This window comes from Streptomyces sp. JK94 (genome assembly GCF_053613315.1).
The window spans coordinates 47280-63783 of the sequence record NZ_JBSICH010000042.1 but is presented as its reverse complement, the minus strand read 5'-3'; the positions used below and the strand labels follow the sequence as shown (position 1 = coordinate 63783).

Genomic DNA, 16504 nt, shown 5'->3' with positions numbered 1-16504 from the left:
GCGAGGCCTACGCGGTCCGCGGGTGCGGCGGGACGGGAGCCGGACAGGGGCGGGGACGGCTCCCGTCGCGGTCAGCGGGTGAGGGCGGACTCCGGCCGGGCCGCGGGCGGCGGTTCGGGGGCCGCCGCGGGGACGCGGGCGGCGGGCCGGCCGGGGCCCCCGCCGGATGCCTCGCGGCCGGGGAAGCGGGCACCGAGCAGTCGGAGCACCGGGGTGGCCTTGACCGCCGTCTCCTCGAACTCGGCCGCCGGGTCGGACAGCGCGATGACGGCGCCGCCGACGCCGTAGCGCAGCCGGCCGCCGCTGAGCACCAGGGTGCGTATGACGATGGACAGGTCCACCGCGCCGGTCAGCGAGAAGTAGCCGATCGCGCCCGAGTACACGCCGCGCGGCCCGCCCTCGAGACGGTCGATGACCTGCATGGTGCGGATCTTCGGGGCGCCGGTCATCGACCCGCCGGGGAAGGCGGCCCGCACCGCGGCCACCGGGCTGGTGCCCGGGCGCAGCCGGGCCCGGACGGTACTGACGAGCTGGTGCACCGTCGCGTAGGTCTCCACCTGGAACACCGGGTCGGCGACGACCGAGCCGACCTCGGCGCACCGCCCCAGGTCGTGCCGGACCAGGTCGACGATCATCAGGTTCTCGGCGCGGTCCTTCTCGGAGGTGGCCAGGTCCTCGACGAGGCGGGCGTCCTCCTCGGGGGTGGCGCCGCGTGGCCGCGTGCCCTTGATCGGCTTGGACTCCATGGCGCCGTGCCGGTCGATGCGCAGGAATCGCTCCGGGGAGCTGCTGAGCACCGCCAGCGGGCCGAAGTGCAGGTACGCGGCGAAGGGCGCGGCGCTGACCCGGCGCAGGGCCCGGTAGGCCTGCCAGGGGTCGAGATCGGTGTCGACCTCGGCCATGTTGGTCAGGCAGACCTCGTAGGTCTCGCCGGCGGCGATCTCCTGCTGGCAGACGTCGATCATCTTGAGGTAGGCGCCCCGGTCGTGCCGCAGCTCCACGGGCCCCGCGGTGCACTCCGGCGCCGCGGGGCACGGCGCCGGCGGCCGCCCGGCGATGCCGTGCAGGGCCGCGGCGGCACCGGCGAGCCAGGCGCGCGCGGCGTCCTCGTCGCCGTCCTCGGCCAACGCGAGCAGGTAACCGGTGTCGGTGCGGTGGTCGTGGACCAGGGCGCGGTCGGCGAAGACGAGGACGGCGTCGGGGTCGGGGGAGCGGTGGGCGGCGTCGCCACCGCACTCGGCCTTGAGTTCGTAGCCCAGGCAGCCCACCCAGCCCAGGGCGAACTCGAAGGGCAGCTCGGGCACTTCGGTGCGCAGCCCCGCCAGGTCGTTCTCCAGCCAGGACAGGAAGGGACCGGCGACCGTGCGAGTGGTGCCGTCGGCGGTGACCGTCACGGTGCCGGCCTGTACGTCGGCCCGGGCGATCCGGGCGAGGGGGCCCGAGGCGTTCCCCATCACCGACAGCTGCCCCAGGCGGCCGCCGGGACGGCTGCTGTCCAGCCAGAAGGGGTGCTCGCCGGTGCGGAACAGGGTGTCGAAGGCGACCTCCGGGTCCCAGCGCGCCGGCAGCTGCTCGGCGAGCACCCGCAGCCGCCGGACGGCGCCGGGCGCGTCCGCGGCACGCCGCGCGGCCGGAGCGGGCGCGGCGGGAGCCGGCGTGTCGCCGGCGGGAGCGGGGCCGGCCGGGCGGGCGCCCCCGCTCCCGGACGCGTGGTGGCGCTCGGTGAGCCGGCGGAAGTTGCCGAGGAGGCGGTGTCCCTCCCGGGTGCCGATCGACTCCGGGTGGAACTGCACGCCCCACAGCGGCAGCGTGCGGTGGCGCAGCGCCATCAGCACCCCGTCCGGTGACCAGGCGGTGGCCTCGAGTTCCGGCGGCAGGTCGGTCACCGCCAGGGAGTGGTAGCGCACGACCTCCAGCGGGAACGGCAGCCCCTCGAAGAGGCCGGTGCCGTCGTGCCGTACCGCGGACGTCCGGCCGTGGCGTGGCTCGGGCGCGCGGCCCACCCGCGCGCCGTGGGCGAGCGCCAGGCCCTGGTGGCCCAGGCAGACGCCGAGCACCGGCAGCCGGGCCTCCTCGGCGATGGTGGCGCACAGGCCGAAGTCGGCGGGCCGGTGCGGGGTGCCGGGGCCGGGGGAGAGCACCACGTTGTCGAACGCGTCGAGCAGTCCGGGCCGCCAGGCCGGATCGTCGTTGCGGATGACCTCCGGTTCCCGCCCGTTGACCCGGGACAGGTAGTGGAAGAGGTTGTACGTGAAGGAGTCGTAGTTGTCGACGAGAAGTGTGCGCATGGTGTCCTTGTCCGGGGGCGCGGGAGCGGAAAGTGACGTGAAGGGCGACGGACGGGACCGCCGTCCGGCCGTGTGCGGGCTCTCCGGTGATGCGTCGGCCACGGCTGCGGTGAGCGGACCCGGGCACGGCACCGACGGGCGTACACCGGTCACGGCTCCAGCACCGGCCCGGGCGGTGGCCCACCCCTCGTCCGGGCGGGGCGCTCAGGAAGCGGTGGCGGGTGGGACCGCGTCGAGGGCGCGGCCGATCTCGGCCTGGACCGCCGCCAGGTGCTGGGTGAGGAAGAAGTGGCCGCCGTCGAAGACCTGCAGCCGGAACGGCCCCGTGGTGTGCTCCTGCCAGCGTTCGGCCTCCGCGACCGTGGTCAGCGGGTCGTCCCGTCCGGTGAGGACGGTCAGGGCGCAGCGCACCCGGCGGTCGGCGGGGCAGGAGTAGGTCTCGATGGCGCGGTAGTCGCCGCGCAGCGCGGGCAGCGCCATGCGCAGGATCTCCTCGTCGCCGAGGACGCCGGCGGCGGTGCCGTTCAGCCGCTTCATCTCGGCGACGATCCCGTCGTCGTCGCGCAGGTGGACCTCCTCGGCGCGGGTGGTGGAGGGGGCCCGGCGGCCGGAGGCGAGGACGGTGTGCGGGCCGGCGTCCCGCTGCTCCAGGCGCCAGGCCGTCTCGAAGGCGAGGGCGGCGCCCATGCTGTGCCCGAAGAACACCGTCGGCCTCTCGTCCAGGGCGAGGAGCTGCTCGGCGATCAGGTCGGCCAGGGTGCCGAGATCGCTCACGCAGGGTTCCCTGCGCCGGTCCTGACGGCCGGGGTACTGCAGTGAGAGGACCTCGGCCTTCGGCGCGAAGCGCGCCGAGACCGGGTGGTAGAAGCTGGCGGAGCCGCCGGCGTGCGGGAAGCAGACCAGCCGGACGGCGTCGGCGCCGGCCGGGTGGTAGCGCCGCAGCCACAGGGCCCGGGTGTCCTCAGCGGTGGTCACGGTGTGTCCGTCCTTCCGATGTTCTTGCTCTGGTGGTTCCGGTGTTCCTGCTCGGGTGGTCCGGGCCCGGCGGCGCCGTCGGCCGGGGGTCAGTCCTCGTGGACGGTGATCGAGCCCGACGGGCACAGGTCGCCCGCCTCGTGGACCGCGTCCACGTCCTGGGCGCCGGGCTCCTCGTGCAGCAGGACCACGACGCCGTCGTCGTCCTGGTCGAAGACGGCGGGGGCGTTGAGCACGCACTGGCCGGCGCCGATGCACCGTTCGCTGTCGACGGTGACACGCATGATCGTTTGGCTCCTCGGTGGAAGGGCGGGGGTGGCCGCGGGGGCGGTACCGGCGGCTACCAGCGCACCGGCAGCTCGTGCAGTCCGAACAGGATCCCGTCGTACTTGAAGGCCAGCTCCTCCAGCGGGACGGCCAGCTCCAGGGTGGGGACGCGCTCGAACAGCCTGCGGTAGGCGACGTCCATCTCGACCCGGACCAGGTTCTGGCCCAGGCACTGGTGGACGCCGTAGCCGAAGGCCACGTGCCGCCGCTCGGACCGCTCGGGGTCGAAGGCGTGCGGGCAGCCGAAGACCTCGGTGTCGTGGTTGGCGGCGGCCAGCAGCGGGACGATGCCTTCGCCCTTGCGGATCAACTGGCCCGCGATCTCCACGTCGTCCACCGCGACGCGCAGCGCCACCATGTCGGCCACCGAGTGCAGCCGCAGCAGCTCCTCCACGGCCCGCTCGTCACCGGCCCACTGCGGGTGGGAGAGCAGGGTGACCACACCGAGCCCGATGTTGTTGGCGGTGGTCTCGTGCCCGGCGATCAGCAGGAGCAGCAGGACGCCGGAGAGTTCCTCGTGGCTGAGCTGCCCCGTCGACAGCAGGCGGCTGATCAGGTCGTCGCCGCGCCACTTGTCCTTGATGGCGATCAGGCGGTTGATGTAGCGCAGGAGCTGGCGGGTGGCGGTGGCGCGCTGTTCGTCGGTCGAGGTGCGGATGGCGACCAGGGTGCGGGTGCGGGACTCGAAGAAGTCCCGGTCGGCCGGCGGCACGCCGAGGAGGGAGGAGATCACCAGGGACGGCACCGGCAGCGCGAAGTCGTTGATCAGGTCCGCGGTGGTGCCGCCGGCCAGCATCGCGTCGATGCGCTCGTCCACGATCCGTTCGACGGCGGGGCGCAGTTCGCGCACGCGGCGCACCGTGAACTCGGGGATGAGGACCTTGCGGAAGCGGTCGTGCTCGGGGGAGTCCAGACCCACGAACCAGCCGGGGATCTGGTCCTGCTTGGGCACGCCCATCGTCTCGCCGACGTTGGGGAAGCCCTCGTTGTCGGGGTTGGCGCTGATCTTCGGGTGGGTGAGCACCGCGCGCACGTCCTCGTGCCGGGTGACCAGCCAGATCGGTGCCCCGTTGGGCAGGTGGGACTGCACCAGGCCGCTGTGCCGGCGGTGGCCGGCGTACTGGGACAGCGGCAGCGGTTCCTCGGGTGTGCGCAGGGGGAAGCCGACCACCGTGGGGCCGGTGCTGGTCGTCATGTCCGCTCCTCGTTTCTCGTCGTGCGGTCGCGGTGCCGCGCCCGCGTCGGGCGGGCGGCGCGGGCGGGCCGGTCAGCCGGAGGTGTAGAACTCCCGGACGGCCCCGGCGATGTACTCCTGGTCGGCGGCGGTGAGCCCGGTGTGGGTGGGCAGGTACAGGCCGTCCTCGCTGAAGCGGTGGGCGTTGAGCGTCGGCCACACCGGGTCCAGGTAGCCGGGCTGCCGGCTCATCGGCTTGAAGAACAGCCGGGTCTCCACGCCGCGCGCGTCGAGGTGGGCGCGCAGTTCCTCGCGGCGCTCGGCGCGCAGGTCGTACATCCACAGCACGTCGCGCGGCGGCATCAGCGTGAGGCCGGGGACGTCCCCGAGGGCGGCGTCGTAGCGGGCCTCGATCTCCCGGCGTGCGGCCAGGATGTCGTCCAGGCGCTCGACCTGGGCCAGTGCCACGGCGCCCTGCATGGCGGTCATGCGGTGGTTGTAGGCCAGCTTCTTGTGCAGGAAGCTGTGGTCGCGGGTGAAGGCCATCGCCCGCAGGTGGCCGAGCTGCTGGGCGAGCCGGGGGTCGTCGGTGAGGCAGACGCCGCCCTCGCCGGCCGTGATGATCTTGTTGGCGAACAGCGAGAAGCAGGCGATGTCCCCCACCGGGCGCACTCCGTGCGCCTCGGCGGAGTCCTCCACCACCCGCAGGTTGTACTGGTGGGCGATGTCCATGATCGTGTCCATGTCGCAGCGCCGCCCGTAGACGTGCACCGGCATGATCGCCCGGGTACGCGGGGTGATCTTCTCCTCGACGCGGGCGACGTCGATGTTCAGGTCGTCCGCGCAGTCGACGAAGACGGGAGTGGCACCGGTGTAGGTGACGGCCCATGCCGAGGCGATCATCGTGAACTCCGGCACGATCACCTCGTCGCCCGGGCCGATGCCCAGCGCGCGCAGCGCGAGGGTGAGGGCGGCGGTGCCGGAGGAGCAGGCGACGCCGTGCGCCACGCCGTTCCAGGCGGCGAAGGCCTCCTCGAAGCGTCGGACGTACGGCCCTTGGGAGGAGATCCAGCCGCCGGACACGGCGTCGGTGACGTACTCCAGTTCACGGCCGGTCAAGCAGGGTTGGGAGACGGGGTGGGTGAAGGCCATGCGGTCCTCGCTGCTGTCGCTGGGCTGGGGTTCGACGGGATGCGGCCGGCGTGCCGGGCGGCTCATGCCGCGGTGAGCAGGCCGAGCACGGCATCGGCCGCGGCCGTGCGGCCGCCGGCCGCCTTCTGCAACCCGCCCAGTCGCTCGGCCCGCTCGCGGAAGGACGGTTCGGACGTGACCCGGGTCAGCTTGTCCACCACGTCGTCCGGGTCGACGGTGTGCGGCCTGTCCAGGGTCAGACTGATGCCGAAGTCGTGGCCGCGGACCGCCTGGTCGAAGCAGTCCACCCACAGCGGCCGCACCACCTGCGGCTTCCCGAAGTAGACGCCCTCGTGGTAGGCGTTGCCGCCGCCGTGCGAGAAGAACACCGACACCTTGGGATGGGCCAGCACGTCCAGTTGCGAGGGCACCCAGTTCTCCACCCGCAGGTTCGGCGGCAGGGACGCGGCCGGCGGCAGCAGATGCTGCTGCTCCTCCGGCAGCTTCCACAGGAACTGGTGCGTGTCCGACATCCGCCGGGCCACTTCCACCAGCGCCCCGACCTCCTCGCGGGTGAGACGGGTGATGGTGCCGAAGCCCATGTAGACGACCGAGGTCTGCTCGTCCAGCCACTCGGCCACCGCGCGGTCGTCTGGGGCCTCCGGAAGCGGCGGCAGCACGGCTCCCACCAGACGCACCTTCTCGGGGACGTCGAAGGGGTAGTCCAACTCCGCGATGGACGCGCACAGTACGGCGGCGGCCTCGTCCACCCGCGTCATCGCGTTGGGCGGGGCGATGCCCAGCTCCTTGCGGATCGCCGCGTCCTCGCGCAGCACCTTGCCCATCTCCGGGTGCAGGAACATGCCGAGCGTGCGCCACTTGAACAGCGTGTTGGCCAGCTTCTGACGGGTCGTCATGGCCAGCGGCAGGCCCGAGTTGGGGACGGGGAAGTTCTTCGGGGTGTACGAGGCGCCGAAGGGGTTGTGCGAGGTGAGTACATTGCTGGCGACGAACGGCACGTTGAGCACGTACGGGATGCCCCGGGCCAGCGCCAGGTCGACCGCGAAGCCGGCCACGCAGTCCACGACCATGAGCGCCGGCCGCACCTCGTCCACGACGCGCTCCAGCTCGCGGTACTTGCGCGCCTGGAGCGCCGGTTTGTACGACTGCCGCACCACCGCGCGGTGTGCCCTGAACCGTGAGGACTGCGTGACCTCGCGGTACACCGCGTCGTCCCAGGTCACCGCGGACAGTTCGGACACCACCTCGCCCAGTGAGGCGAAGGAGACAGCGGACGCGGCGGCGAGCCCCTCCACGTCCTTGCGCCGGTGCTCGTCGGTGGCGAACCACAGGCCGGGCACGCCGCGCCGGGCCAGCTCCCCGGCCAGCACCAGCAACGGGTTGAGCAGTCCGCTCTCGGGGAGGCTGACGAAGAGGATCGGCCGAGCGGCGGAGTCCATGCGGGCCCTTTCACGAAGTGACTGCCGTGGTGCGCCGCGGCCCGCCGGTCAGGCGTGCGACGGGCGCGACGACGCGATGGCGTGCGGCCGGCCGGCCGGGGTGGGACACGGGGTTGCCGACCGCACCACCACTTGATCTCACGGCCGCGACGGGGGAATTCCTTAGATTTCCCGTCCCAGGAGGGCGCGGAGCCGCTTCGGGGCGTACATGTGACGTATACGTAGGCATGGCGCGGAGAGGAGCCGGGCATGCGCCCGGTCACCGCCGGAGTGCAGGGCTCCGGCGCCGCGCGGGCCCCGGCGCACCAGGACCACGGCGCCATCCGCCCTGTACGACGCGAGGGAGAGCAAGTGACCGACCTGGCCGGCGCCGCACATCCCGTCCTGCCGCTGGTCGGGCGGGCCGAGCAGCTCGAGGCCCTGGCCGAGCACGCCGCGGCCGCCCGGGCCGGACAGCCCCGCCTGGTGCTCCTGGACGGCCCGGCGGGGGCGGGCAAGACCGCCCTGCTGCGCGCTGCCCTGGCCGCCGGCGGCCCCCTCGCGGACATGACCGCCCTCCACGGCACCTGCCGCGCCGTGGAGGCGGCCACCGGCTACAGCGGGGTGCGGGCCCTGTTCGGTCCCCTCAACCTGACCGGCCGCAGGGGCCGCGCCTCCGCCCTGCTGGACGGCGGCGCCCGGCACGCCCTGCCCGCCCTCACCGCCACGCCCCAGGAGGGCGACACCACGCCCGGCGGCACCTTCTCGGTGCTCCAGGGCCTGTACTGGCTGACCGCCAACCTCCTGGCCGACGGCCCCTTGGTGCTCGTCCTGGACGACGCCCACTGGTGCGACGAACGCTCCCTGCGCTGGCTGGACTTCCTGTTGCGCCGGGCCGACGGCCTGCCGCTGCTCGTGATGGCCGCCCACCGCACCGAGGCCGATCCCGCCGCCCGCGACGCGCTCGCCGACCTGGTCGCCCACCACCTGCCCGTGTCGCTGCGGCTGGGGCCGCTGGACACCCCGCAGGTGGCCGAACTGACCGGCCTGGTCTTCCCCGCCCAGCACGCCCGGCCCGCGTTCGTCGACCGTCTGGCATCCGTGACCGGCGGCAACCCCCTGCAGGTCGTACGCCTGCTGGACGAACTGTGCGCGGCCGGTCTCGGCCCCGACGACGCGGGGGAGCGCCGGATGGCCGAGATCGGCGGACGGGCCGTCGCCGCCTCCGTGCACCGGGTACTGGAACACCAGCCGGACTGGGTGGGCCGGGCGGCCCGCGCCCTGGCCGTGCTCGGCGACGAGGACACCGCCTACCTCGCCGCCCTGGCCGGTCTGTCCGTCCTGCACGTGGAGGAGGCGGTGGACGTACTGCGGCAGGCCGGGCTGGTCCGGGCCGACCGCCGCGAACTCGTCCACGACCTGGTGGGCGCCGCGGTCCTCGACACCCTCGGCACGGCCCGGGTGGCCGAGCTGCGCCTGCGCGCCGCCCGGCTGCTCAGCGACATCGGACGCCCGCCCGAGGAGAGCGCCGCCCAGTTGCTGCTGGCGCCGGGGACCAAGGACGCCTGGGTCCTCGGCGTGCTGCGTGCCGCGGCCGCCCAGGCCGAGCACCGGGGCGCCCCCGAAGCAGCCGCCCGCTACCTGCAGCGGGTGCGCGAGGCCGGACCGGACGACCCCGCTCTGCTGGCCCGACTGGCGAAAGCCCTGGAGGAGAGCGACCCGGAGCGTTCGCTGAGCCTGCTGCGGGAGGCGCACGCCCTGACCACCGACGCACGCGCCCGCACCACCACGGCGATCCAGCTCGCCCTGACCTGCCTGAGCGTGCAGCGGTCCACGGAGGGCACCCGGCTCCTCACCGAGGCTCTGGACGCCCTCGACGCCGAACTGGGACCCGCACCGGACCCCGCCGACCGGGAACTGCGCACGCTCGCGGAGTCGGCCCTGCTCATCGTCGGCTCCGACGAGAAGTCCACCTTCCCCCAGGCCCTGCACCGCGCCGCGCGGACCACCGAGCCGCCCGGCGACACCCCCGCCCAGCGCCAGCAGCTCGCCATGCTGAGCGTGCTCTGCGCGGCCGAAGGAGGCCGCGCCGCGGACAGTGCGCGCCGGGCGCGCCGTGCGCTGCGCACCCCGGACGCACCGCTGGGGACGTGGTCACTGCTGCCCGCCTCGCTCGCCCTGCACCTGGCCGAGGAGGACCGGGCCGCCGACGACGCGCTGGAGGCGGTGCTGCGGGGCAGCCGGGAGAAGGCCGCGGTGTGGACGTACGCCCTGGCCCTGTCCACCCGGGCGCTGTTCCGCCTGGAGAACGGCGCCCTCGCGGACTGCGCGGCGGACGCGCAGACGGCGCTGGAGATCACTGGCCGCGAACGCTGGGGGGACAGCGCCACCATGGCGCACACGGCGTACGCGTCGGCCCTCGTCGCACGCGGTGAGGTGGGGCACGCGGAGGAGGTCCTCGCGGCGGTCAAACGCCCCGGTCTCGACCGCTTCGTGTGGGAGTACCCCTGGTATCTGATGGCGCTGGGCCGTCTGCGGCTGGCCCGCGGCGACCTGGACGGGGCGCTGGAGACGTTCTCGGCGTGCGGCGACTCGCTGGAGGGGACAGGGCTCACCAACCCCGTGCTCGCCCCCTGGTGGCTGGAAGCCGCCTGTCTCCTGGGCGGGCTCGGCCGCACCGGGCAGGCGCGGGAGTTCGCCGAGCGGGGCGCCGCGCGCAGCGAGCGGTGGGGGACCCGGCGTGCCCTCGGGTACGCCGCCCTGGCGCGCGGCGCGAGCACGCCGGGCGCGGCGGCGGTGGAACCGCTGCGCGAGGCGGTGGACCTGCTGCGTTCCTCACCGGCCCGCGGCCACGAGGCCCGTGCCTCGCTGATGCTGGGCCGCGCGCTGGTGGAGGACGGGCGCGACCGGGAGGCGCGGGAGCACCTGCGCGAGGCGGTCGCGCTGGCCAGGCGCTGCGGCTGCGTGGCCCTGGCCCGGCGGGCGCGGGAGGAGCTGATCGCGGCCGGTGGCCGGATGCGGGAGATCACCTCGTCCGCGCTGGACATGCTGACGGGCTCGGAGCGCACGGTGGCCCGGCTGGTCGCCTCGGGAGCCGGTAACCGGGAGGTCGCGCAATCCCTCTTCGTCACCGTACGCACCGTCGAACTCCACCTCACCAGCGTGTACCGCAAGCTCGGGGTGCAGCGGCGGGCCGACCTGGGTGCGGCCCTGCGAGCGGGCGGCGTCCTTTCCGGGCGGTCCGGAGACAGCAGATGAACATCTTGTCAATGGGAAAACAAGACGTTCGACTCACGAACCACCGGTCTCGCAAAAATATAAGATCACGGCATGGCGCCCCCTGACCTGCCACTGCTCGAACGTGACCGGGAGCAAGCGGTCCTCTCCGCCGTGATCGGTGAACTCCGCTCCGGCCGTCCCGCCCTGGTCACGGTGGCGGGAGAGCCCGGCATGGGACAGAACGAGCTGTTGTGCTGGGCCGCCGGGCAGGCGAAGGGCAGGGGAGTCCACGTGCTCCGGGCCCGCGCCACCCCCGCCGAGCACGAACTGCGCTACGGAGTGGTCGCCCAGCTCCTCGCGCCCGAGGACCGCGACATCGCCTCCCGTCTCTTCGTGGCCCCGCAGCGCCCCGGCGGACTGCCCGGCCTCAACCACCTGCTCACCGCCTGCCGGGACCGGCCCACCCTCCTCGTGGTGCAGGACGTCCAGTGGCTCGACCCGGCTTCCCTGCGCTGGCTGGAGGCCCTGGCCCGCCGCCTGCCCCGGGCTCCGCTCGCCCTGCTCACCAGCACCACCGGCACCGCCATCGACCGGCCGGAGTGGAGCGTGGGCTCCCCGCTGACCGGTCTGGCCAGCACCATCGAACTCGCGCTGCCGCCCCTCACGGCGAGCGGCGTGGCCACCGCCGTGCGCGCGGTCTGCGGCATCGACGGCGACGACGGGTTCACCGAGGCACTCGCCGAAGCCACCCGCGGCGTCCCGGCCGTCGTCCGCGAGGTCCTCCACCGGTTCACCACCACCGGCTGCGCCCCCCGCGCCGAACACATCGAACACCTGTGCGACCTGGCCGCCCAAGTGGTCGGCGACCACGCCGCACGGGCGCTGAGCGAACTGCGCGACCCGGTCGCCGTCGACGTCCTGCGCGCGCTCGCCGTCTGCGGGGACCTGCTCGACTTCCCGCTGGTGTGCACGCTCGCCGGCCCGCATCCGGTGCCCGAGGCCCGGCTGCGGGCCACCCTCATGGCCAGCGGTCTCCTCACCACCCGCGACGGATCGCCGTACGGGTGCGACGCCGTGGTGCGGGCCCGGATCCTGGAGGAGATGCCCGCCGCCGAGCGGGCCGACCTGTACGCCCGCGCCGCGCGGCTCGCCCAGCGGGTCGCCGCGGCCGACCAGGGCATCGCCGAACTGCTGCTGCGGGCCCACCCCGTGGGAGCGCCCTGGGCCGTGGACACCCTGCGCCGGGGCTTCTCCGCCGCGCTGCGCAGCGGACGGCGCGACCGGGCCACCGCCTACCTCGCCCGGGCCCTGGACGAACCGCTCCGGGCCGAGGAACGCGTCCGCGTCGAACTCCAGCTGGCCTCGGTGCAGATGGTCACCGCCCCGGAGGCCGCCGAGCGCCGCCTGCACGGCCTCATCCGCGCCGCCGGCGCCTGCGCGGGCCTGCGCTCCCAGGCCGTCGACCTGTGCCTCCTCGGCGGCGACACCCGCGCCGCCCGCCTCGCCCGGCCCGTCGGTCCCGCCGTGCCCGGCACACCCGCCGCGGAGCCCGCTCCCGGTGACGCCGTGCCCGGGCCGAGGCGGGAGAGCGACGCCGCGGGCCCCCACGGCCGGACCGTCGCGGGCGCCGCGACCACCTCCGGACGAACCGCGTCGAAACCGACGTCCCGGAGCATGCCCGGCGATCACCCCCACCGCACCGATTCCGCTGACAACGATGCCACCGTCGGCGAGCGGCACGAGCTGATCGCCCTCCTGCGGGTCGCCCGGTTCCTGCGCCACGAGGAGACCTGCCTGGACGTCCACCCCGCACCCGCCCTGCCCGCGCACTCGCAGAGCCCCGCCGTCGCCGGCGTGCGGGCCTGGGAACACGCCGTGGCCGGCGTCCGTCTCGAGGAGTCCCGCCACCTGGCCAGGGCGGCCTTCGCGCCCGATCCCGCCGGCCGCCCGCCGCTCGTGGCGCCCCGGCTGTTCGCCTGCCGCGCGCTCTTCCTCACCGACGACGGCGACGAGGCCGAGGCGCACCTCGCCACCCTGCTCAACGAGGCCCACCGGCAACGCGCCGCCGTGGCCATCGCCCACGTCCTGGCCGTCCGCGCCGACCTGCACATCCGGCACGGCCGCCCCGACGCGGCGGCCCGCGACCTGGCCGCCGCCGAGGCGGAACTTCCGCTCGCCCGGCTCCACCCGCTGTTCGTCCCCTACTGGGCCTCACTCAACCTGGTCGCGGACCTCCAGAACGGCCGCGCCGACCGGGCCCGTGAGATCGCCGCCCGTCCCGTCCCGCTCCTCGCCGAGGAGTGCGCCACCACCGCCTATCTGCTCTTCGCCCGCGGTGTGCTGGCCCGTGCCGAGGACGATCCGCACCGGGCACGCGCCTACTTCCGCGCCTGCGGGCGATGGATGCTGCGCTACGGCTGCGTCAACCCGGCGGTCCTGCCCTGGCGTTCCCTGGCCGCCGAGGCCGCCCACGCGCTCGGCGACGACGAGGAGGCCCTGCGCCTGGCCCGCGAGGAAATACGGCTCGCCGCCCGTTGGGGCACCCGCAGCGCCCTCGGCCGCGCGGAACTCAGCCTGGCGGTGGTGATCGGGGAGAACCGTGCCGAACACTTCCGCGCCGCCGTCACCACCCTCAGCGACTCACCCGCCCGCACCGCCTACACCCGCGCCGTGCTCGAACTGGCCTCCGCGGAGAGCGCGGAGGCCGAGCGCAGAACCGCCCTGGCCCTCACCTCCCGCCCGGCCCCGGCGGCCGGCGGTGCCGCTCCCGGCGCGCTCGGCGACTTCCCCCAGGGCCCGCGCGCGCCGGCCGGCGGGCCACCCGGACCCGGCGCACCCGCCCCGCGTGGCGCGGCGCCGCACCTCCGGCAGCGCCCGGCGGCCGGCTGGCCCGCCCTGAGCCCCGCCGAACACGAGACCGCCCTCCTCGCCGCCAGCGGCCTGGGCAACCGGGAGATCGCCACCGCCTTGTCGGTGACCACCCGCGCGGTGGAGCTGCGCCTGAGCGGCGTCTACCGCAAACTCCGCATCCGCGGACGTGAGGAACTGCGCGCACTGAGAAACGGACCGGAGGGCGGCTGACCCCATGCTGCTGGAACGCAACACCGAGATCACCCTCGTCGACGCCGCGCTGGGCGCCGCCGCCGAAGGACGGTCCTCCCTCGTGGTGGTCACCGGCCCCCTCGGCATCGGACGCTCGGCGCTGCTGCAGCGGCTGTCCGCGGTCGGCGGTGGTCACGAGGACGTCCGGGTGCTGCGGGCCAACGCCGCGCCCATGGAGCAGGACTTCGCCTTCGGTGTCGTACGGCAGCTCTTCGAGCCCCTGCTGAGCGACTCGCCCCAGGACGCCCGTGACCGCTGGATGGACGCCCACGCCTCCTTCGCCCGGCACGTCCTGGCCGACGACGCCGCCTCGCCCGGCGCCGACCAGGCGATCGCCGCCACCGAGGCCGTCCTGCACGGACTCTTCTCGCTGCTGGCCAACGTCAGCGTCGACAGCAGACTGCTGGTCCTCGTCGACGACCTCCAGTGGTCCGACGTGCCCTCGCTGCGCTGGCTCACCTTCCTGGCCAAGCGGTTGCACGGCCTGCGGGCCGTCGTCGTCTGCGCGCTGCGCGACGGCGACCCCCGCACCAGCCACGCCTTGATCCGCGAGCTGCGGGAGGCGGCAACGCAGACGCTGAGGCCGGCCTCCCTGAGCCTGGAGGCCGCCCGTACGCTGGTCCGTGACCGCTTCGGCGAACCGGGCGACGAGGAATTCGTCCGGGCCTGTCACGAGGCCTCCGCCGGTAACCCGCTGTTCCTGATGTCGACCCTGGTCGGCACCGACCTCGTCGGCCGCCGCCCGCAGGCCGAACACGCCGATCTGACCCGGCGCCTCAGCCCGTCCCAGCTGCGGGAACACCTGGCCAGCACCCTGCGCACCCAGCCCGCACCGGTGCGCGACCTCGCCGCCGCCATCGCCATCCTGGGCGAACAGGGCGACGTCGCCACCCTGACCCGTCTGGCCGGACTGGACGACGCCGGCTTCTCCGGAGCCCTGCGCGCCCTGGGCGCCCTGGGCATGCTCACCTCCGCACACGAACCGCGCTTCACCCACCGCGCCGTCGGGGACGCCGTCGAGTCCACCCTCACCATGGACCAGCGCGAGCGGCTGCACGACGAGGCCGCCGCTCTCCTGTACGCCTCGGGCAGCCCCGCCGAGCAGGTCGCCGCCCAGCTCATGGCCGTCGTCACCCGACGCCAGCCCTGGGCCGTCGACGTCCTGAGCGCCGCCGCCGACACCGCCCTGCGCCGGGGCGCACCCGACACCGCCGCCCGCTACCTGCGGCGCGCCCTGCTGGACAGCCCCGCCGAAGGCATCACACGCGCCCGCCTCCTGGTCGAACTCGGCACCGCCGAAAGGGACTTCGACCCACCGGCCTGCGAACGGCACATCGCCCAGGCCATGACCCTGCTCCCCGAGCCGCGGGACCGGGCCCTGGCCGCGCTGCGCATCTCACCCACCCCGCTGGGCCCCACCTCGCTCACCGTCGTCGACCTGCTGCGCCAGGCGGCCGAGGGACTCGGTCCGGCCTCGCGGCTCACCGGCCTCGACCGCGACCTCGCGCTGCGCCTGGAGGCCCGGCTGCGGCACTGCGGCCACGAGGACCCCTTCGAGCTGGCCGCGGCAGCCGAACGGCTGAAGGAACTCGGGCCCGAACCGCCCGTGGACACCGGCGCGGAGCGTGAGCTGACGATCGCCCTGCTCGGCGCCGTCACCCTCAGCTGCCGGCTGCCCGCCGCCGAGGTGGTACGGCTGGCGGAACGCATCCTCGACCGCGAACCCGCCACCTCCGCCCGCGTCCACTCCACCCTCCCCCTGGTGATCATCACGATGATCGCCGCCGACTCGGTGGAGGCCGTCGACTCCTGGCTCGCCGTCGAACACCGCGCCCACCAGCAGCGCGCCACCCCCGCCAACGCGCTCGCCCACATCGAACAGGCCCTCGTCCACCTGGGCCGGGGCCGGCTCGCCCAGGCCCGCGAATGGTCCGAGACGGCGCTGGGCATGACCGAGACCGACCACCACTCCCTGGGCACGGTGGCGACCATGACCCATGCCGTCGTCGCCCTGGAGTCCCGCGACCCCTCCCTCGCCGAACGCGTGCTGCGCCGTGCCGACCGGACCCGGCCCCAGGGTCTTCCCCTCACCGGCCTGCTCCGCCTGCTGGAAGCCATCGGCGAGATCGCCGCGGGCGATCACACCGGAGCCCTCGACTCACTGCAGTCCTGCGGCCGTCAGATGGAGGCCGCGGGCTGGCACAACCCGGTGCTCTTCCCCTGGCGTCCGTGGACCATCAGCGTCCACCGCCGCATGGGCGACATCCGCGCCGCCCGGGTCCTGGCGGAGGAGGAGTACGCGCGCGCCGAGCAGTGGGGCGCGCCGGTCGGTGTCGGCCGGGCCCTGCGGCTGCTCGGCCGGCTGGAGGAAGGCGGGCGGGGCACCGCCCGCCTGCGCGAGGCGGTCACCGTCCTGCGCGGCTCCGCCAACCAGCTGGAACTCGCCCGAGCGCTGCTCTCGCTCGCCGAACGCCTGGGCGGCGGCCCCGAGCCGGAGGCACTGGCCCGGGAGGCAGCCACCCTGGCGACCGCCTGCGGCGCCCCCGAGCTGGCCGAGCGCGCCACGCGCGGCACCGTGAGGACACCCCTGTACACGGTGTCGCCGGAGAGCGTGCTCACCCCGACCGAGCGGCGGGTGGCGGGCCTCGCGTGCCGCGGCCTGACCAACCAGGAGATCGCCGGCGAACTGGGCGTCAGCTCACGCGCCATCGAAAAGCATCTCACCCACGCCTACCGGAAACTGGGCATCCCCGGACGCCGTGAACTCATCGCTCTTGTTTCCCGTACGGAAAGCGCGAGTTTCCACAGGTAACTGTTCGGTGAAATCGCCCGGGCCGTCGTCCCCGCAT

At 74.5% G+C, this 16504-nt stretch carries 9 protein-coding genes; 3 read left to right on the top strand and 6 right to left on the bottom strand.

What is annotated here, in order from left to right; genetic code table 11:
* Window positions 1–71: 71 nt before the first annotated feature.
* From pabB to ACVV2G_RS29525, 6 genes are all read right to left on the bottom strand, one after another.
* Complete coding sequence (gene pabB, locus ACVV2G_RS29550) at window positions 72–2288, bottom strand: aminodeoxychorismate synthase component I (RefSeq protein WP_453845841.1); 2217 nt, start codon at window positions 2286–2288, stop codon at window positions 72–74.
* Between the two features lie 204 nt (window positions 2289–2492).
* Entirely contained in the window at window positions 2493–3263 is a 771-nt protein-coding gene (locus ACVV2G_RS29545) for a thioesterase II family protein (protein WP_453845840.1), read from the bottom strand.
* A gap of 89 nt (window positions 3264–3352) precedes the next feature.
* Window positions 3353–3547 (bottom strand): ferredoxin, encoded by a 195-nt coding sequence (locus ACVV2G_RS29540; protein ID WP_453845839.1) that lies wholly within the window; start codon window positions 3545–3547, stop codon window positions 3353–3355.
* A gap of 56 nt (window positions 3548–3603) precedes the next feature.
* On the bottom strand, window positions 3604–4785 hold the full coding sequence (locus tag ACVV2G_RS29535; protein WP_453845838.1) for a cytochrome P450: 1182 nt from the start codon (window positions 4783–4785) through the stop codon (window positions 3604–3606).
* 72 nt (window positions 4786–4857) lie between these two features.
* Entirely contained in the window at window positions 4858–5916 is a 1059-nt protein-coding gene (locus ACVV2G_RS29530) for a DegT/DnrJ/EryC1/StrS family aminotransferase (protein ID WP_453845846.1), read from the bottom strand.
* A 62-nt stretch (window positions 5917–5978) separates the two neighbouring features.
* A complete protein-coding gene (locus ACVV2G_RS29525; RefSeq protein ID WP_453845837.1) occupies window positions 5979–7355 on the bottom strand; it encodes a glycosyltransferase in 1377 nt (458 codons plus the stop codon).
* A 351-nt stretch (window positions 7356–7706) separates the two neighbouring features.
* On the opposite strand from ACVV2G_RS29525, the gene ACVV2G_RS29520 reads away from it, so the two are divergent.
* From ACVV2G_RS29520 to ACVV2G_RS29510, 3 genes are all read left to right on the top strand, one after another.
* Window positions 7707–10592 carry an ATP-binding protein gene (locus ACVV2G_RS29520; protein ID WP_453845836.1) on the top strand — a complete coding sequence of 962 codons (2886 nt, stop codon included), beginning with the start codon at window positions 7707–7709 and terminating at the stop codon, window positions 10590–10592.
* 72 nt (window positions 10593–10664) lie between these two features.
* On the top strand, window positions 10665–13634 hold the full coding sequence (locus tag ACVV2G_RS29515) for a helix-turn-helix transcriptional regulator (RefSeq protein WP_453845835.1): 2970 nt from the start codon (window positions 10665–10667) through the stop codon (window positions 13632–13634).
* A 4-nt stretch (window positions 13635–13638) separates the two neighbouring features.
* Entirely contained in the window at window positions 13639–16467 is a 2829-nt protein-coding gene (locus tag ACVV2G_RS29510) for an ATP-binding protein (RefSeq protein WP_453845834.1), read from the top strand.
* Window positions 16468–16504 lie beyond the last annotated feature (37 nt).